Origin of the sequence: Actinoplanes sp. NBRC 101535, assembly GCF_030269225.1 — a bacterium.
Taxonomy (GTDB): domain Bacteria; phylum Actinomycetota; class Actinomycetes; order Mycobacteriales; family Micromonosporaceae; genus Actinoplanes; species Actinoplanes rectilineatus.
Window position 1 is genome coordinate 67,927 of the sequence record NZ_BSSY01000001.1, and the last position, 18,049, is coordinate 85,975.

Below are 18,049 nucleotides of genomic sequence, written 5' to 3' on the forward strand. Positions count from 1 at the left end.
TCATCCTTTCAGGCCGGACGTTGCGAAACCCTCGACCAGCAGGCGCTGGAACGCGGCGAAGAAGAGCAGGATCGGCACGATGGCCAGGGCGGAGAGGGCGAGCATCGGGCCGTACGAGTTCTGATCGGTCTGATCGATGAACAGGCGCAGCGCCAGCGGCAACGTGTACTTCTCCGGTGTGGACAGATAGATCAACTGGGTGAGGAAGTCGTTCCAGGTCCAGATGAACGTGAAGATCGCCGTGGTGACCAGCGCCGGCCGGACCAGCGGAAGCACCACCGCCCCGAAGATCCGGATCGAGCCGCAGCCGTCGATCCGGGCCGCCTCGTCCAGCTCCCGCGGGATGGTCCGCATGAACTGGACCATCAGGAAGACGAAGAACGCGTCGGTGGCGAGCAGCTTCGGCAGGATGAGCGGCCAGAAACTGTCGACCAGGCCGAGCCGCTGGAAGATCGTGTACTGCGGCAGCAGCACGATGTGCACCGGCAGCATGATCGTGGCCAGCATGAACGCGAACAGCACGCCGCGCAGCCGGAACCGCAGGCGGGCGAACGCGTACGCGGCGAGGGAACAACTGGCGACGTTGGCGGCCGCGCACCCGCCGGCGACGATCGTCGAGTTGACGAAGAACCGCCAGGCCGGCACCCCGGCGAAGTCCCCGGTCAGCCGCTGGTAGTTGTCCAGGATGGCGTCCCGCGGCAGCAGCGCCAGACTCTGCACGATCTCCGAGGCCGGCTTGAACGACGCGAACGTCAACCACAGGATCGGATAGAGCAGGGGTACGAGCAGGGCCAGCACGGCGAGGTGCCACAGTGCCCTCCTCATGCGTCGTCGCCGTAGAACACCCACGAACGGGACGTGCGGAACAGCAGGGCGGTGACCGCGGCGACCGCCACCAGCAGCAGCCACGCCATCGCGGAGGCGTAGCCCATCCTGAACTCCACGAATCCCTTCTCGTACAGGTAGAGCGTGTAGAACAGCGTCGAGTCGCTGGGACCGCCGGTGCCGTTGCTCAGCACGTACGCACCGGTGAAGACCTGGAAGGCGCGGATCGTGTCGAGCACCAGGTTGAAGAAGATCACCGGCGACAGCATCGGCAGCGTGATCGCGATGAAGGTCCGCCACCGGCCGGCACCGTCGACCGCGGCCGCGTCGTAGTACTCCGGGGGGATCTGCTGCAGCCCGGCCAGGAAGATCACCATCGGCGCGCCGAACTGCCAGACCGCGAGCAGCACCAGCGCCAGCAGCGCCCGGTCCGGGTCGCCGATCCAGTCGTGGAAGATCACCCGCCAGACCAGGGCGACGCTGACACTGGCCCCGAGCAGCGACGGCGCGTAGAACGACGATCGGTACAGTCCCTGCGCCCGGCTCCGCCGGTTGATCAGCATCGCCACGCCGAGGGCCGCCGCCAGCTGCACCGGCACCGAGAAGACCACGAACTTGGTGGTGGCCAGCACGGCGTTCCAGAAATGCGGGTCGACCGTCAGCATCCGGACGTAGTTGTCCAGGCCGACCCACTGCGGCGCGGTGAACATGTCGTAGTCGGTGAACGACAGGTACAGCAGCCACAGCATCGGCCCGGCGGTGAGCAGCGCCGCCCCGGCGATCCAGGGGGAGAGGAACAGGTACGCGACCGACGGGCGTTCGCCGGTCGTCATCAGGCGCCCAGCGCCTGCTGGATCTCGCTCATCAGCCGGGGCGCCGCCTGCTCGGGCGTGGCCGACGCGTTCATCACGTCGTCGTAGATCCGCTGGAACTGGGTCTTCACTACGCCGGCGCCCTTCGGCGGGGGCGCCGGCGCGGGCATCAGCCGCGGCGACACCTTCGCCTCGTAGTCGGCGACCATCTTCCACTCGTCGGTGAGCGTGCTGCTCAGCGTCTCGCGGATCTTCAGGTTGGCCGGCAGCCCCCGGCTCATACCGAGGACCGCGCCCGCCTCCGGGTCGTTGAGGAAGAAGTCGACGAAGGTCAGCGCGGCATCCCGGTTCCTGGTCCGCTGCGCGACGCTGATCATCATGGGCGGCTGGGTGACCTGTCCGATCCCGGTGCCCGCGGTGGGGAACGGGCTGAGCGCGAAGTCCCCGCCGTACGTCTCGAACGAGGTCATCCCGATCGTCGAGTCCGGGCAGAACTCGGCGGTCGACTCCTTACGCGGGAACGGTGTGCCGGTGGTGTTGCTGGTGACCGCGGGCGGGGTGATCGCGTTCGCGGCACGGAACCGGACACCGAGCTGCCACCAGCGGACCACGTCCTCCGGGGCGTACCCGAGCTGCCCGGCCGGGGTGTAGAGGTCCTTGCCCTGCTGACGCAGCCAGTCGCCGAACCAGTCCTCGATGCCGAACGGGTCACTGATCCCGCTGACCTTCGGACCGAACTTCGCGGTCACGGCGGACCCGGCGGCCAACAGGTCGTCCCAGGTCCAGCCGTCCGCGGGCAGTGCCGCGCCGGCGTCGGTCCAGCGCTTGGCGTCGTACTGCAGGACGTGCGTGGTCTGACCCATCGGCAGCCCGTACGTCTTGTCGCCCAGGGCGCCGGCGGGCAGCAGCTTCGGCTCCAGGTCGGCGGCGTGGATCGCGGACCCGAGGTGCGGGGTCAGGTCGAGCAGGGTGTTGCGTTCGGCGTACTCCCGCAGGTAGCGGTCACCCATCTGCAGCACGTCCGGGGCGTTGCCGCCGCTCATCTCGGTGGCGAGCTTCTGGAAGTACGGGTCGTACGTCGCGTACGTCGTCGTGACGGTGATGTCCGGGTGCCGGGTGTGGAAGAGGTCGACGACCTGCTGCGTGAGCTTGGCCCGTTCCTCACTGCCCCACCAGGCGAACCGCAGTGTGGTCTTCCCGTCGCCCGCCTCGTCACCGCACGCGGCGGTCCCGGCTCCGGTTCCGGCGAGGGCCAGCCCGGCGAGGCCACCGCGTAGCAGGGCGCGTCGGGACACGGACATGTCTGCCTCCAGGCTGGAACGTTTCATAATGAAGAAGGAAACCTATCGATAAATTTCGATGGAATGTCGGCAGCTTTGCATGCGGGTCAAGCGACCGTCAATGCCGTAACCGAAGGCTTGACAGCGCCGAAGTGATCGCTAACATCGAGCGAATTAGATGTGGGAGCGCGCCCAACGGCTCGTCCTCGATCGGCTGCAGACCCGTCCCCGTCCCCGTCCCGTTTCCGTCCCGTCTCCGCCGGGCGGAGTTCCCCGCTCCGACCCGTACCCCCAAGACAGCCGACCTGCCCCCGAGGCCGAGCCGTCGCGCCCACCCGGCGCCGCACCCGGGCCGGCAGGCCCCGTGAACCGCCTGCCCACCCGGGACGAAGTCCACGGCGCCCGGCCGTCCGCGACACTCCCTGAAGGACGCGCTCGCACGATCCCCACCGGAATCGGAGCAAGCGATGAGACGACCACACCGCCGGTCAGCCCTGCTGGCCGCCGCAGTCCTGACCGCGACCGGCGCGACCGCCGGTCTCGGCGCCGGACCCGCGGCGGCCGCGGACTGCGGCGCCCTCAGCTACCAGTCACAGGCCGTGCTCAGCGGCAGCACCTGGACCTCCACCTACGGCGGCAGCACCGTCTACAGCGGAACGGACATGCGCGCCGCCGTCCAAGCGGCCGTCAGCGCCCTGCCCGCGAGTCGCACCTCGAAGCAGAACGTGCTGGTCCGCGGCTCGGGATCGATCAGCGCCAACTCGCGGATCTCGCTGCCCAGCTACACCCTGATCGACGTCTGCGGCACGATCAACGTGACCGGGGCCGGCAGTGGCGACCAGGCGCCGATCTACTCCCGCGGCACCCATGATGTGGAGGTCGCGCACCTGACGGTCAGTGGCGCACCGTTGTACGGCATCTTCCTGCGCAGTGTGTACAACGTGATACTCGGGCAGATCACCATGAATCTGTCGAGTGGGCTCGGCATCCGGATCGACAACTACGGCGACACCTCCGTCATGTCCCGAAATATCAGGCTTGATGCGGCCAATGTGTCCGGAGCCTCGTCGCACGCGGTGGAAACCTACGGCGTGGACGGCATCACCATCGGCACCGTCACCGCCCGCAACGTCGGCGAATCCGGCCTGCTGCTCAACCAGACGATCAACGCAACGGTCGGGACGGTCGACGCGGAGAACGCCGGCACCGGAACCGGGTACGCGGCATTCCGGATGGCCAACCGCAACGGCCGGATCGGCAGCAGCTACGCCACGAACGTGCGAGTCGGCACAGTGAAGGCCCGAGGCGGCGGCCGGGGCGTCTTCTGCGTCTCGGAGAGCGGCGGCGCGGTCATCGACCGGGTCGACATCGCCGACACCGGAAACAACTCCATCCTCGTCGAGAACTGCTACAACGTGACCATCGCCGGCGTGTCCGGCACGGTAACCGGCGGCGGCGAGGTCCGCATCTCGTCGCGGACGGAGTTCGCCCCGTCGTCCGACATCACCTTCAAGAACCTGACGGTGACGAACACGAACATCCGCTGGAGTCCGTGCACCGGCACCAACAACGTGGTGACCAACGTGACCAGGGTGAACTCGACACTCACCTGGTGTTGACCTGAGGCGGTGCCATGCCCCTCCGCTTAAGTCGATCAACGTCGTAGCCGGTGATCATGCGTTCCCCTCTGCCGCGGCGGCTCGTTGGCCGTCGCCGACGGCTCTTCGGCCGTCGTCGGTGGCTCGATCGGCCGTTGCCGGTGGTTCGTCGGCCGTTGTCGGCGGCTCGATCGGCCGTTGCCGGTGGCTCGTTGGCCGTCGACGACGGCTCTTCGGCCGTCGTTGGTGGTTCGTCGGCCGTTGCCGGTGGCAGCCGCATCGGCGCAGCTCAGCCGTTCTTCGCTGCGTGGGGGCACCTTCAAGACCAACTTAAACGAGTGGCGGGGCGCGACCGCCGGCCGTCGCCCACGGTCGTTTTCGACTCGCGGACGGACCGTGATCGACGACTGGGTCGGTCGAGCCGTCGATCACGGCTGTTCGGGAGGGTGGGAATCAGCCGTCAGCGACGGCTCGGGGTCACCCGGCCGTCGCCGGCGGTCGTTTTCGGCTCGTGGGTGGACCGTGGCCGACGGCCGGGGTGCCGCCGAACCTGGTTCGATCTTGGTAGTGGCCCCGGGGAGGCTGCGAGTGGCTGGACGGTGCCGATGCGCGAGGCGACCGGAGGCGGTGTTCGGCGGGCGTGATGGCAGCCGCGGCAAAGTCGATGGTCGACTCAAACGGAGTGGCATCGGGTCGGTCGAGCCGTTGCCGGTGGTCGTTTTCGGTTTGTGGGTGGACCGTGGCCGACGGCTGGGTTGGTCGAGCCGTCGGCCACGGCTGTTCGGGTGGGTGGGAGTCGGCCGTGGGCGACGGCTCGGGGTCACCCGGCCGTCGTCCGTGGTCGCCCGGTGTCGTTTCAGCTCGCGGCGCAGACGACCGTGGTGGGGGGTGTGTTCGTGGTGGTGGCGGAGGCGGTGAAGCCCCAGCTTGTGGAGGCGCCCGCGGCCAGGGTGCCGTTGTAGGAGGCGTTGCGAGCCGTCACGCCGTCACCGGAAGTGGTGACCGCGGCGTTCCAGCTGTTGGTGAGGCGCTGTCCGCTGGGCCAGGTCCAGGTGACGGTCCAGCCGGTGATCGGGGCGCTGCCCGCCTTCACCGTCACGGCGCCTTGGAAGCCACCCGACCAGGAACTCGTGACCGCGTAGGTGGCGGTGCACGCCCCGGACGGCGGCGGAGTGGACGTCGAGGGGGAGGCCGAGGTGGAGGGGGAGGTGGACGTCGGCGGTGAGCTGGAGGGCGGGGCGCCGAAGACGGTCGCCTCCTTCGCGGTGGCCTTGATGCCGTTCGCGCCGTTGAAGAGCCGCTGGCCCCACGTCGTCAGCTGCGCCGGGTCGAAGTTCGTGACCAGGTCCAGGTATTCCACGCCGCCGCCGTTGCCGCTCCACGACCAGCCCAGGTAGCCGATGCCGCGCTGCTGGGCGGTCGCCATGATGGTGTCCTCGTCCGGATCGCCGTCGGAGTGGAGGTTGCCGAACTCGCCGACCACGATCGGCAGGCCGGCCGTCTGGAAGCGGCCGAGGTAGTCGGTGATCTCGGCGGCGGTGTCGAAGACGCCGTACATGTGGATGCTGAAGACGGTGTTGCGGTTCGGGTCGGCGGCGAACACCGACGCCGCGTTGTCGCGCATCAGGAACTGCCAGTCCTGGCCCCAGTTCGGGGCGTCCACCATGATCTGGTGGGCGAAGCCGGCCGCGCGCAGGCGGGTGATGGCGGTCCGGGTGTCGGACGCCCAGGTGGCGGTGGCGGTGCCGTTGCCGTACGGCTCGTTGCCGATGTTCAGGATGACGTAGTTCTCCTGGCCGGCCAGCGCGCTCTTGATCGAGATCCAGTAGTCGACGGCCTGTGCCAGGGTGGCGGCGCCGGACTGTTCGCCGTATCCGGTGGTGTCGTGCACCTCGAGGACGCAGATCAGCCGGTTCGCCTTGCACTGGGTGATCACGTTGGTGACGTCGGCGGCGGTGTTGGCGGTCCACCGCTGGCCGCTGGCGAGGACGACCCGGACGGTGTTGGCGCCGAGGGCCTTGATGCCGGCCAGGGACGTGTTGAGCTGGCCGGGGTACCAGGTGTGCGCGTGGTTGACGCCGCGCATCACGAACGGGGTGCCGTTGCCGTCCACGATCTGGGTGCCGGAGACGGTGAATCCGGTGGCGGCCCGGGCGGGCTGGGCGACGGCGACGGCGGTGATTCCGGTGATCAGGGCGGCGACGAGCGCGCCCCACCATGGTTTTCTCACGGGGGTTCCTCCGGGGGACGGGGATTACCTGGGAGCGCTCCCACCATCCCCCGGAGGATCGACGACTGTCAAACGGTCAGTAGACGAACGGCCAGCCCGCGGAGTCGTACCCGATCAGGTTGATGCCCAGGTAGGGCGCGCCGCTGTCCGCGTAGTAGTGGTAGACCAGCACGTCCGCGTCGGTGTCGGTGAACACCGCCTGGTGGCCCGGCCCGTGGATGCTGCCGTGCGAGGCCAGCACCTGGGTGCCGCCGCCCGACGTCAGCGCGGTCCCGTTGCGGTCGGTGAACGGTCCGTTCGGGCTGGTCGAACGTCCGACCATGATCCGGTACGTGCTCGACGCACCCCGGCAGCAGTAGTCGAACGACACCCACAGGTAGTAGTACGAACCGTGCTTGACCAGCGTCGGCGCCTCGATCGGGCCGCCGCCCCGGCCGGCCAGGCTGCGGATCGTGGTGCCGGTGCGCAGCCCGGTGCTCGGGTTGAGCTGGATCTGCTTGATGCCGGTCCAGAACGATCCGAAGCTCAGCCACCAGTTGCCGGAGTCGTCCACGTTGAGGTTCGGGTCGATCGCGTTGTAGTCGTTGCTGGTGCTGCTCGCGATGACCAGGCCCTGGTTGGTCCACGATCCGGCGGCGCCGGTGGTCGAGGTGGCCAGGAAGATCGCCGAGTAGTTCGAGCCGAACGTCGACGCCGAGTAGTACAGGTAGTAGCGCCCGTTACGGTACGACAGGTCCGGCGCCCACAGGCTCTTGCCGCCCCCGGTGTACGCCGTGGTCCACGACGCCCCGTTCGGGAACGCCACACCCGCGTTACGGAACGTGGTGCGGTCGGTGGACGTCTTGAGCTGGATGTTGTCGCCGGTGCCCGCCACCAGGTAACCCCCGGCCGGGGTCTTGACGATCGTCGGGTCGTGCACGCCGGTGTCGCCGGCGACGACACCGGGCCCGGGGTAGGCGGCGGGCGGGACGGTCGGGGTCGCCGCGACCGCGGGGAGACCGCCGCGCCCGGCTTCGATGGCGACCAGGCCGGCCACCACCGCCAGCAGCGTGACGGAGAGGATCAGCAGGCAGCGGCGGATCACCCGGCCGGCGTGGAACTGCGGTGTGCTCGTGGACATCATGCTCCCTCTGCGCCGCGGTCCGTGACCCGCGACGCGGACGATGGGGGAGTGCGACTGCCCCTGTCGCACATTTGATTTCCTCTATGTTAACGATCACATATCCGCCGTCAAGGCACTCGTCCCCCTTCGCCACGCCTGGCACACTCTGGGGCGGACTGTCCGTGACCTGGCCCGGCTCGGCTTGACAGTCGTCCCACGCGCCACGATCGTGTACGGCTTCGGGCCGTTGACCTCGGAGTTCCCGGTTGACGGCCGGGTTATCGCCACCCCCGGCGAATGCGAGCGCCACCCCCGGCGAATGCGAAGGACACCTCGAATGGAACTGCACCCGGACGACCGAGCGGAACTGCTCAACGGCGGCTCGACCCTGGAGAAGTGGCGCCGCAGCGACCACGCCGCCGAGGTCGCCGCCGAACTGATGCGCCTGACCGGCGGCACGGTCCCGATGAGCGACCTGCTCTGGCTCGGCGCCGAGTCCCTGCTGCCCCGCCCCTGGCTGGCCGGCCGTGCCCCGGAGCCGGTGGAGGCCGCCGTGCAGGTGTTCGACCGGTGGCGCCGCATCGAGGACCGCCGCCTGCAGCGCCGCCAGCGGGCCGGCCAGGTCGCCCAGGAGGAGAGCAGCCGGGACGCCGGCTCGGAGTAGGCCGGGACGCCGGCTCGGAGTGGGCCGGGACGTCTGCTCAGAGCAGGCCGCTGTCCGGATGCGGGAGGGTCGTCAACGACGACGGGCGTGCCGGCCGGGCCGCGGAGACGGCGGCCGGCGCGACCCCGTCGTGCCGGTACAACCGTCCGCCGACACGCAGCCAGGCGATCGAGCCGTCCCGGTCACGGACGAAGTTCGCCCGGCTGTTCGCCGCGCTGCCGTCGGGCTGGAGCACGACCACGTGGTCGCGTTTCGCCACCGCGTTGCGGTAGAACGCCAGCCGCAGCAGTTCCTCGTCCGCGTACGAGACCACCAGCACCCCGTCGGCCGCGGTCAGCCGCAGCGGAACGTACTCCGTCTCGCCGGTGTATCCGATCTGCTGTCCGAGGTAGGGACCCTCGTAGGGGGCCAGTTCGGCGGCGGACAGCCGTAGCGGCACGGCCGGCAGGTTGTGCAGTCCGGTGAACCGGCTCAGCGCCCAGTCGCCGCCGAACAGGTCGTCCAGCAGGGCCGGGCCGCCCTCCGAGTTGGTCAGCACGGTCAGTGCGAAGTCCCGCTCCGGGACCATCAGGAAACCCGAGTGTTGTCCGCCCAGGTCGCCGCCGTGTTGTACGACCTTCGGCCCCTCCGCGGTCGGGCGCAGCATCCAGGTGACGCCGGCGCCGTCCAGCTCCACGAAGAGCGTCCCGCCCGGTCCGGGCCGGGACCGCATCGCCCGCAACGAGCGCGCCGACAACAGCGGACTGCCGTCACCGAGGTGGAACCGGGCCCACCGCAACTGGTCCCGTGCGCTGGAGAACAGGCCACCCGCGCCATGGATGCTGCGGGGCAGGGCGAGTGCCGCCGGCACGCTCACCGGGTTGCCCTCCTCGTCGAAGCCATGGGGTACGGCGATGCTGACGTCCCGGATCTCCTCCGGATGGAAGCGGGTGTGCGCCAGCCGCAGCGGGTCCATGACCAGCGACTGCAGCGCCCGTTCGAACGTCGTGCCGGTCACCACCTCGATCAGCCGTCCGGCCAGCGACAGGGCGGCGTTGTTGTAGCCGAACACCTCGCCCGGCGCGGTGAGCTGCGGCAGGCGGGACATCGCCGCGACATAGCGGGCGAGCGCCCCGTCGTCGCTGCCGGTGTCCAGGAAGAAGTCGCCGAGCCAGCCCGCGCTGTGGTCGAGCGCCTGCCGGACGGTCACCCGGGCCGACGCCGCCGGGTCCGAGGTGCGGAAGTCCGGCAGATAACTCCGGATCGTCCGGTCCAGGTCGATCCGGCCCCGTTCGACCAGGCGCATCATGCCCGTACCCACGAAGGTCTTGGTCGTCGACGCGATCCGGAACACCGTGTCGCCGTCCACGGGTGCCGGAGCCGCCACGTCGGTCACGCCGAAACCGCGGACGTAGTCCACGCCCCGATGGCGGAGACCCAGCGAGACGCCCGGCACCCCGTACACCGGCATCGCTTGTCGGATCTTCTCCTCGAGCTCCCGCACCACCGCCGGAGTGCGGCCGGACGCGGAGGCCGGGGCCGGTGCGGCGATCATGGTGCCGACCGCGCCGCCTGCCGTGGCGCACAGCAGGGTGCGCCGGGAAATCTGCTCGGACATCGAACCACCCCGTTCGTCGACGGCACGTTCCCGACGCACTGTATCCACGTGTGTCACTGAGTTGGTGTCAGATGCCCGTCGAGCCAGGCGAACGCGGCCTCCTGCATCTCCGCCGGGAACGCGTGTCCGAGCTCCGGCCAGACCCGGGTGACCAGGTGATCCCCGGCCCGCTGCGACTCCCAGACGGCACGCATCTTCGTGTACGCGACCCGCACTCCCTCGGCGGTGAACAGGGTGTCGGCTCCGCCGTTGAAGACGAGCATCGGACGGGGTGCGGCGATGCTCGCCACGTCGGGGATATCGAGGAACCGGGGCAGGCCGGGGTGCAGCATGAAGAACGCCGACTGGCCGCGCAGCGTGTTGTTGCCGGGCACCATCATCTCCTTCAGCCCGGTCATCCAGCAGATCGAGACGGTCGCCGCGATGGCGTCGGAGAGCGCCGCCACCTGCCAGGCGCGGTACCCGCCCATCGAGAAGCCGACCGCGGCCACCCGTCGCCGGTCCACCTCCGGCAGCCCGGCCAGCATCGCCGCCGCCCGGACGTCCTCCCTGGCCGTCAACCCGGCCAGGGAGCCGCCGAGGTTGAAGAAATTCGACGCCAGCGCCTGCTGGCCGTCGTACGCGAGATCGCCCCGGTCGCCCCAGCCGAGCGCGTCGACGGCGAGGACCGCGTACCCGCGCCGGGCCAGCTCGTCGCCGGGGAACCGGCCGGAGAAGTACCGCTGTGACCAGGCCTGCGCCGACGCCAGCCGGACCGGGTCGCTCCACGGTGCGACCAGCTTCTCCTTGCCGATGTCGAACTTGGCGCCGTGATCGTGCAGCAGCAGCGCGGCGGGGAACGGCCCGGGGCCGTCCGGCACCAGCATCGACGCGCGGACCCGGCTGTGCCGGGTGACCGAGAACAGCAGGGTGCGCCGCCGGTAGCCGTCGGCCTGCTGCTCGTCGACGATCTCCACGTCGAACGGGGTGTCGTCGGCGGGCTGCCACAGCAGCTCCTCGACCTTGGCGCGGGCCTGCCGTTTCCAGGCGCGGAAGCCCCGGCCCCAGGTGTCGCGGCCGGGTCGGTTGCGCGGATCGGTCCAGGCCAGCGGGAAGGTCAGCTCGTCCTTGAGCCGCCCGGCGAAGGCGGGCATGTTCCCGGCGACGATCTCCGGGCTCGCGGTGGCCTCTTTCGCCGCGGCGTTTCCGGCCGCGGTGGCGGGGGCGGGTGTTCCGGCTGCGGCGATCGGGGTGGCGGCCAGTGCCGCGGCGGGCAGGGTGACGAAGACGCGCCGTTTCATGCAACCTCCATCGTCGACTCTTATTGACGAGTGTGAATTTAATGACTAAGAATGCCGTAGGAAAGCCCTTTCCCGCAGATCGCAGCCGTGACGACCGGAGGTGCGGCCATGCGCCGACGCAGGTTCCTCGAGCTCTCGGCCGGCCTCGGTGCCGCCGCCGGCCTGGCCGCCCAGGGCGGTCCGGCCCGCGCGGGCGGCCACCACTGGGACCTCGTCGTTGCCGCCGACGGCACCGGTGACCACACCAGCGTCCAGGCCGCGATCGACGCCGTCCCGGACGGTGCCACCAGTCCCGTCCGCATCGGCGTGCGCCCCGGCACCTACCTCGGCCAGGTGATCGTCCCGGCCGCCAAGACCCACGTCGAGCTGCACGGACTCGGCCACCGGCCGTCCGATGCGGTGATCGCCGACGACCGGGCCAACGGCACGCCGAAACCCGGCGGCGGCACCTGGGGCACCTCCGGAAGTGCCTCGGTCACCGTCGACGGCGCCGGGTTCCGGGCCGTCAACCTGACCTTCGCGAACCTGTTCGACGAGGCCGCCCACCCGGAGATCACCAACCGGCAGGCGGTCGCCGTGCTCACCCGCGCCGACCGCCTCGTCTTCGACCGGGTGCGGTTCCTCGCCAACCAGGACACGCTCTACGTCAACAGCACGGCGGCGGCCGTGGTGGCCCGCTCCTACTTCCGGGACTGCTACGTCGAGGGCGACGTCGACTTCGTCTTCGGCCGGGGCACCGCGGTCTTCGACCGCACCCGGGTCCACTCCCTCGACCGGGGAAGCATCCCCAACGGGTATGTGACCGCGCCCAGCACCGACATCACCAACCCGTACGGTCTGCTCTTCCAGCACTGCCGGTTCACCGCGGACGCGCCGGACGGCACCGTCCTGCTGGGCCGCCCCTGGCACCCGGGTCAGGACCCGAACGCGATCGGCGCGACGATCATCCGGGAGTCCTGGATCGGCGCGCACATCCCGGCCACCCCCTGGGTCGATTTCGGTACTTGGCCCTGGGAGGACGCCCGGTTCGCGGAATACCGCAACTTCGGTCCCGGCGCGGCGGTGACACCGGACCGTCCCCAGCTGACCCGGGACGAGGCGGCCGCCCTCACCGCCACCACCCACCTGCGCGGCACCGACGGCTGGGCACCCCACCTGTGCCCGTGAGCCGTCCCGTCCGGTCCGTGGGCGTCTCACCTGCGCGGCGCCGACGGATGGCCGCCCCACCCGCGTCCGTGAACCGTCGGCGCCGTGCCGGTGCGCGCCGATCGCCACCCGCGTGGACCCGCGACGCGGACGCCATTGTGAAACCCGGGCCGGGCGCCGACCAGACACCTGTCGCAAAGCCGTCGCCGCAGGCCCGGGCGGTCCCCCCGTGCGGGTGATCAGTACCGGCCAAGCCCCGGTCCCGCTCTTATGCTCGGCGCGTGCCTGTCTCGCGGAAGCGCAAGAAGTCCCGCAAGTCGCCCGCGTCGATCCGGGCCGACCGGCGCCGGGAACACCTCAAGCAGGTGCGGGCGGCGAAGACGGTGCGGGTCGTCCTCGACGACCTGGCGCGGGCCGACGCCCAGCGGGTCCGTGCGGCCCTGCCGGCGGCCCGGGAGTTCGTCGCGGACCTGGCCGCCTCGACAGCCACCGGCGCCGGCCTCGAGGACGAGTTGTGCGCCCGGCTCGGCCCGCTCCTGGCCCGCCTGGGCGAACGCCGCGGCGCCGACCACATCGGACCGGACCACTTCGCGGAGGCGGCGGTCGCCGCGGCCCGCGAGGCGATAGCCCACGAGGTCCGCGACTCCGGCAGACCCCGGGAGGCCCGCGATCGCGGCGGAGCTGACGAATCGCGGCGGGCCGGGCCGGAACGTGTTCTCGCCGCCCTGGCCGCGATCCTGCCCGAACGGCTGCGTGAACAACTGGCGCTCTACTCGCCGACGAGCCCCGGACCGGCCGGTGAGGTGCTCTGGACCCGGGACCGGTACGGCAGCCGGTTCGCGGTCGCCGCACTCTACGAGACGCCGGGCGGCCCGGCCCGCTGGTATCTCTGGGACGTCGACGCCTGCACGGGCACGCCGGTCCCGGTGCATGGCGGGTACTACGCCTCCCCGGAAGAAGCGCTGGCCGCCTGGCAGGTCGGCGTCGGTGCGGTGGCGGCCGGCGGCACCTCCTGGCGCAAAGCCGACGACTGGCGTCTGCTCGAGGAGATCCTGCCGGTGTGGGACGGGATGCCGCTGCTCGGCGGGGAGTCGGCCGAGCAGCTGGCCGAGCACCACCGTTCTCGTAAGCTCGCCGAACTCGTCCTGGACCTGCCCGGTGTCTACCCGGTGACCCGTCCGGAGAACGTCGTCGGGCGGGCTGCGGAGAGTTTCCTGGCCTGGCGCAGGCGGCGTCCCGAAGCCGATCCCGTCGAGCCGTGGAAGCCCTCCGGCGCCCAGGACTCGGCCGGATCTCCCGGGTGGTCCGAGCGGATCGTTCCCGGTGAGAGGCCCAGCCCGGCGGAGAGGACCGGCCGGGGCGAACCTGATGCGATGGGGGAGCCGGACGAACTGCGCGATCTGGCCGAGACGCTGGCCGGGGCGTGGCCGTCCGAGGTGGAACTGCTGCACGAGACCTGTTCGCCGCACCGGGTGGCGCACGTCGTCGAGACGATCCGGCGGGACCATGAGTCCGCCTGGGCCGGTGCGGTGCTCGCCCTCCTGCCCGGCTGGATCTCCTGGCTCGCCGAACGCGGCGGTACCCCGCCCGACCTGACCGCCCGCTCGATCCTGGTGGCCCGCGGCGAACCCCGCCGCCCGATGGGCGCCGCCCGCCCCACCCGCGTCATCGAATGAGCCGGCCGGCGGGGGAGGGCCGTGGTTCCTCGGCGGTCACCTGGTGTCCTCCGCCATAACCTGTTCTAGTTGTTGCGAGGCTGTCATGCGGGTGCCGGAGAAGATCTAGGAGGAGGCATGCCCAAGGTGAGCGTCTCGGTGACCGCCCCGGCCGACCCCGCCGAGGTGTGGCAGCTGGTCACCGACCTGCCCCGGACCCCGGAATGGAACAGCATGCACCAGGGCTTCGTCGGTGATCTGCCGCCGGCTCTCGAGGCGGGCAGCACGTGGCGGCAGAAGGTCAAGCTGATGGGGATGCCGGCCGAGATGTCCTGGCGGGTGACCACCGCCGACGTGCCGCACCACTTCGAGGCCGCCGGCGACGGTCCGATGGGCGTCAATGCCAAGAACCGTTTCCTGATCGAACCCGGCCCGCAGGGCTCGAAGGTCACCTACGAGGTGGAGTTCGCCGGCCCGGCCATCAACGGTCCGATGGCCGCGATGCTGGAGAAACAGGCCGGTTCCGCCGCCCGGCAGTCCATGGAGAGACTGGCGTCGCTGCTGGGCTGAGCCGCGACGGTCACTTCAGCAGCAGGCGGGTGGCCAGCTCGAGGTGGTCGACGACGTCGTTGGCCGAGGCCCGGCGGGTCACCCAGGCGACCAGGTTGGACAGCCACACGTCGCCGATCACCCGGGCCTTGGCGCGGTCGTCCGTGGTGGGCTCGCCGCCTCTATCGGGAGCGGGCGGCCGGGCTGTTCCTCGAGGTGGCCTGAACAGGGGATCAGCCGGTCGCGGGCGTCTCCTAAGCTGTGGCGCGGAGATGGTCCGGACCGGGCCGCCGCATACGGGGGAGAGACCTTGCTGACGAAGGTGGCACTGCTCACGGCCATACCGCTGACCGCCCTGACGCTCGTCGCGGGCTGCGGCTCGGACGCCGAGCCGGAGGCCGGGCAGACACCGGCGGTCGCCGGGTCCGGCCCGGCGGCGTCCACCGCTCCGGCGGGCGACGACGGCACCGCCACCGGCGGTGCGGAGGGTGAGCCCGCCGACGAGGACACCGGCGACCCGCAGGCCGGGGTGGAGGACGGCGCGGACCTCGCCGCGATCGGCGACGCCGGCGACTGGGACGCGATGGTCGCCGACTGCGCGAACGACGATCAGGAGGCCGTCGTCCAGCAGGTCGTCAACGCCGACGTGACCGGTGACGGCAAGCCGGATGCCCTGGTCGCGCGGACGTGTGACGCGTCGACGTCGTACTACCCGTCGACCGTGGAGATCTTCGACGGTTCGTCGCCGTCGGCCCGGCCGTGGCGGGTCGGCACGCTGCTCTCCGACGTCGGGCCGACCGACCAGCCGTGGCTGACCGGGCTGAAGGTCAGCGGTGGCGTGGTGACCGTCACCGCGAACGGTGTGGACGCCAAGGGCAGCAACGCCTGCCCCAACCTGAAGCTGACCTACCGGTACAAGCTGTCCGGCACCCAGTTCAAGCGTCTCGACCGGCAGGCGACCACCTCCACCGAGTGCCTCCCGGTCGGCTGACCGTCTCCTCGGTGCGGCGGCTGACACGAAGCGGCCGGCCCTGACACGAAGCGGCCGCCGGGAGGACTCCTCCCGGCGGCCGTCGGCTTACGAAGGGCGTCTCACTCGGCGGTCTTGGCCTCGACGGCGCGGTCGCCGTTGACAGCGGTGCCGCCCGTGCCGGAGCCGAGCGCGCTGCCCGCACCCAGCTTGGCGAGCAGACCGGTCAGGTCGATGCCGGTCAGGTCGCTGCCCAGCTGCAGACCCTGCGCCACGTTGCCGGCCACCGACTTGGTGATCGAGCTCGCGCCGTCGGTCGAGATCACGGTCATCTTGTCGATCGCGCCGATCGGGGCGCTGGCCGCCTCGACGACCTGCGGCAGCACCTTGACCAGCAGGTCGATGACGGCCGCGTCACCGTAGGCGGCGAACGCCTCGGCCTTGCGCGCCATCGCCTCGGCCTCGGCCTGGCCCTTCGCGAGGATCGCGGCCGCCTCGGCCTGACCCTCACGCTCGATCGCCTCGGCGATGGCGGAACGACGACGCTGCTCCGCCTCACCCTCCTTGGCACCCTCGATCGCGTTGGCCTCGGCCAGCGCGGCACGACGGGCCCGCTCACCCTCACCGGTCAGGCGGGCCTGCTCGGCCTGCGCCTGCGCGCCGGCGATGGTGGCCTGACGCTGGGCGTCGGCGCCGAGGACGGCGGCGCTGCGGGCGGCCTCCGCCTCCTGCTCGACGCGGTACCGCTGGGCGTCGGCCGGGCGGCGGATCTCGGTGTCCAGCTGACGCTGCTTGAGCTCGGCGTTCTGCTCGGCGACCTTCTGCTGCTCGGCCAGGATCTTCTGGTCGCGCTCGGCCTGGGCCAGCGGGCCGGCCGCGGCGGACTGGGCCTTCGCGGCGTCGATCTCGGCCTGGATGCTGGCCTGCTTCAGCGACAGGTTCCGGTTGGCCTCGGCGATGGCCTCCTCGGCGAGCAGGCGCTCCTGCTCGGCGGCCTGCCGGGCGCGGGCCTCGGCGATCGCCGCGTCCTTGAGCACGCGGGCCGCCTCGGGCCGGCCCAGGTCCTGCAGGTAGGAGCCCTCGGCGACGATGTCCTGCAGCTGGAAGGCGTCGAGCACCAGACCCTGGTTGGTCATCGAGTGCTCGGCCTCCTCGGCGACCGCGCTGGCGAACGCCGCCCGATCCCGGATGATCTCCTCGATGGTCAGGCGCCCGACGATCGACCGCAGCGCGCCGGCCAGCACCTCACGGGTGAAGTCCTCGATCTCGTCCTGCTGGTGCAGGAAGCGCTGCGCGGCGGCCCGGATCGCGCCCTCGGTGCCACCGACCTTGACGATCGCGACGCCGTGCAGCTCGGCACGGATGCCCTGCTTGGAGACGGCGCCCTTGATGCTGACGTCGATGCGGCGGCTGGACAGGTCGAGCGACTGCAGCTTCTGGACGACCGGCAGCACGAACACCGACGCGCCCATGACGACCTTCTGCCCGGACATGTCGGTGGTGCTGGTGCCGTCCAGGGACTGCGTCGTCCGGCCCTTGCGGCCGGTGATGATGAACGCCTCGTTCGGCCCGGCCACCTTGATGCGGGAGAGCACGAACACGACGAGGAGGACGACCAGCAGCACCACGCCGCCGACGGCCAAAACGATGGAGGACATCTATGCCTTTCCTACCGGGAAGGGGTTTCACTGCTTTTCTGGAAGGGGGGTGTCATCCCTGGATCGCGCGGGTCTCCTCGACGACGACGCTGGTCTCGCTGGCCGCCTCGACCACGAAGACCTGCGCGCCGATCGGGATGGCCTGAACGGCACGGGCGTTGAGTTTCACCGGCTGCCCGCCGAGCCGGATGCGCACCTCGCCGTAACCGCTGCCGGCCGGCACCGGGGTGACCACCACGCCGAGCGTGCCGACCAGGTCGTCGCGGGTCGGGGTGGCATCGGTGCGCATGTTGCGGGCGGCGCGGGCGAGGCGCCACGCGAGCCAGCCGGTGGGCACGGCCGCCGCGGCGCCGACAGCTGCCGCCGCCGCCAACATCACCGGGGTACGCGCACCGAACAGTTCCGTGGCCGCGGCGCCGGCGAACCCGAACGCGCCGAGGAAACCGGCCACCACCTCGAGGGAGACCGGCCCGCCGGCGTCCGGATGCCCGATGTGCAGCAATTCGCCGCCGAGCAGCGCCAGTGCCAGGAGCGCGACGCCGAAGCCGCCGATCACCAAGAACACCACCGTTGCCGTCGCCACCGGTCACCCTCCCCGTTCGTCCGGTCATTTACGCAGGTCGTCAGGGTAGAACAGGCGCGCCAGCGATACATGGGCCGTACGGCCACCACGCACGAGGCGC

General features: G+C 70.8%; 15 protein-coding genes and 1 pseudogene. 6 read left to right on the forward strand and 10 right to left on the reverse strand.

Features of this window, described 5'->3' with window-relative positions:
* Genes QSK32_RS00300 through QSK32_RS00310 form a run of 3 tightly spaced genes read right to left on the reverse strand, consistent with a single transcriptional unit; the run spans position 1 to position 2,938 of the window.
* Complete coding sequence (locus tag QSK32_RS00300) at positions 1-825, reverse strand: carbohydrate ABC transporter permease (protein ID WP_045742182.1); 825 nt, start codon at positions 823-825, stop codon at positions 1-3.
* Positions 822-1,658: a carbohydrate ABC transporter permease gene (locus tag QSK32_RS00305; RefSeq protein ID WP_045742181.1), complete on the reverse strand. Its 837-nt coding sequence runs from the start codon at positions 1,656-1,658 to the stop codon at positions 822-824. Before QSK32_RS00305 ends, QSK32_RS00300 begins: the two co-directional genes overlap by 4 nt.
* On the reverse strand, positions 1,658-2,938 hold the full coding sequence (locus tag QSK32_RS00310; protein ID WP_285470891.1) for an ABC transporter substrate-binding protein: 1,281 nt from the start codon (positions 2,936-2,938) through the stop codon (positions 1,658-1,660). The genes QSK32_RS00305 and QSK32_RS00310 overlap by 1 nt, the downstream gene beginning before the upstream one ends.
* A 446-nt stretch (positions 2,939-3,384) precedes the next feature.
* Between QSK32_RS00310 and QSK32_RS00315 the strand changes: the two genes are divergently transcribed.
* The gene (locus QSK32_RS00315) at positions 3,385-4,536 is read left to right on the forward strand and encodes a hypothetical protein (protein WP_285470892.1); all 1,152 of its coding nucleotides are present in this window, start codon (positions 3,385-3,387) and stop codon (positions 4,534-4,536) included.
* 835 nt (positions 4,537-5,371) lie between these two features.
* Here the strand turns inward: QSK32_RS00315 and QSK32_RS00320 are convergent.
* Together QSK32_RS00320 and QSK32_RS00325 are read right to left on the reverse strand one after the other, a co-directional pair.
* On the reverse strand, positions 5,372-6,745 hold the full coding sequence (locus QSK32_RS00320; protein ID WP_285470893.1) for a cellulase family glycosylhydrolase: 1,374 nt from the start codon (positions 6,743-6,745) through the stop codon (positions 5,372-5,374).
* A 76-nt stretch (positions 6,746-6,821) separates the two neighbouring features.
* Positions 6,822-7,865: an arabinan endo-1,5-alpha-L-arabinosidase gene (locus tag QSK32_RS00325; RefSeq protein WP_083448990.1), complete on the reverse strand. Its 1,044-nt coding sequence runs from the start codon at positions 7,863-7,865 to the stop codon at positions 6,822-6,824.
* A gap of 319 nt (positions 7,866-8,184) precedes the next feature.
* Between QSK32_RS00325 and QSK32_RS00330 the strand changes: the two genes are divergently transcribed.
* Entirely contained in the window at positions 8,185-8,511 is a 327-nt protein-coding gene (locus QSK32_RS00330; protein ID WP_285470894.1) for a hypothetical protein, read from the forward strand.
* Positions 8,512-8,548: 37 nt separating this feature from the next.
* Here the strand turns inward: QSK32_RS00330 and QSK32_RS00335 are convergent, their stop codons facing one another.
* Positions 8,549-10,108 carry a serine hydrolase domain-containing protein gene (locus QSK32_RS00335; protein WP_285470895.1) on the reverse strand — a complete coding sequence of 520 codons (1,560 nt, stop codon included), beginning with the start codon at positions 10,106-10,108 and terminating at the stop codon, positions 8,549-8,551.
* A 53-nt stretch (positions 10,109-10,161) separates the two neighbouring features.
* The gene (locus QSK32_RS00340) at positions 10,162-11,388 is read right to left on the reverse strand and encodes a dienelactone hydrolase family protein (protein ID WP_285470896.1); all 1,227 of its coding nucleotides are present in this window, start codon (positions 11,386-11,388) and stop codon (positions 10,162-10,164) included.
* Positions 11,389-11,496: 108 nt separating this feature from the next.
* Here QSK32_RS00340 and QSK32_RS00345 point away from each other — a divergent pair, with 108 nt between their 5' ends.
* From QSK32_RS00345 to QSK32_RS00355, 3 genes are all read left to right on the forward strand, one after another.
* A complete protein-coding gene (locus QSK32_RS00345) occupies positions 11,497-12,555 on the forward strand; it encodes a pectinesterase family protein (RefSeq protein ID WP_285470897.1) in 1,059 nt (352 codons plus the stop codon).
* Positions 12,556-12,815: 260 nt separating this feature from the next.
* Positions 12,816-14,210: a hypothetical protein gene (locus QSK32_RS00350; RefSeq protein WP_045742176.1), complete on the forward strand. Its 1,395-nt coding sequence runs from the start codon at positions 12,816-12,818 to the stop codon at positions 14,208-14,210.
* 117 nt (positions 14,211-14,327) lie between these two features.
* On the forward strand, positions 14,328-14,759 hold the full coding sequence (locus tag QSK32_RS00355) for a type II toxin-antitoxin system Rv0910 family toxin (RefSeq protein ID WP_285470898.1): 432 nt from the start codon (positions 14,328-14,330) through the stop codon (positions 14,757-14,759).
* Positions 14,760-14,769: 10 nt separating this feature from the next.
* Here the strand turns inward: QSK32_RS00355 and QSK32_RS00360 are convergent.
* Positions 14,770-14,922: pseudogene (locus QSK32_RS00360) on the reverse strand (TetR/AcrR family transcriptional regulator); the annotation flags it as partial.
* Positions 14,923-15,048: 126 nt separating this feature from the next.
* Here QSK32_RS00360 and QSK32_RS00365 point away from each other — a divergent pair.
* Positions 15,049-15,729 (forward strand): hypothetical protein, encoded by a 681-nt coding sequence (locus QSK32_RS00365; protein ID WP_045742174.1) that lies wholly within the window; start codon positions 15,049-15,051, stop codon positions 15,727-15,729.
* 101 nt (positions 15,730-15,830) lie between these two features.
* Here QSK32_RS00365 and QSK32_RS00370 read toward each other — a convergent pair whose 3' ends face one another.
* Together QSK32_RS00370 and QSK32_RS00375 are read right to left on the reverse strand one after the other, a co-directional pair.
* Positions 15,831-17,366 carry a flotillin family protein gene (locus QSK32_RS00370; RefSeq protein ID WP_045742173.1) on the reverse strand — a complete coding sequence of 512 codons (1,536 nt, stop codon included), beginning with the start codon at positions 17,364-17,366 and terminating at the stop codon, positions 15,831-15,833.
* A gap of 52 nt (positions 17,367-17,418) precedes the next feature.
* Positions 17,419-17,949, reverse strand: coding sequence for an NfeD C-terminal domain-containing protein (locus QSK32_RS00375; RefSeq protein ID WP_045742172.1), 531 nt, complete (start codon positions 17,947-17,949; stop codon positions 17,419-17,421).
* Positions 17,950-18,049 lie beyond the last annotated feature (100 nt).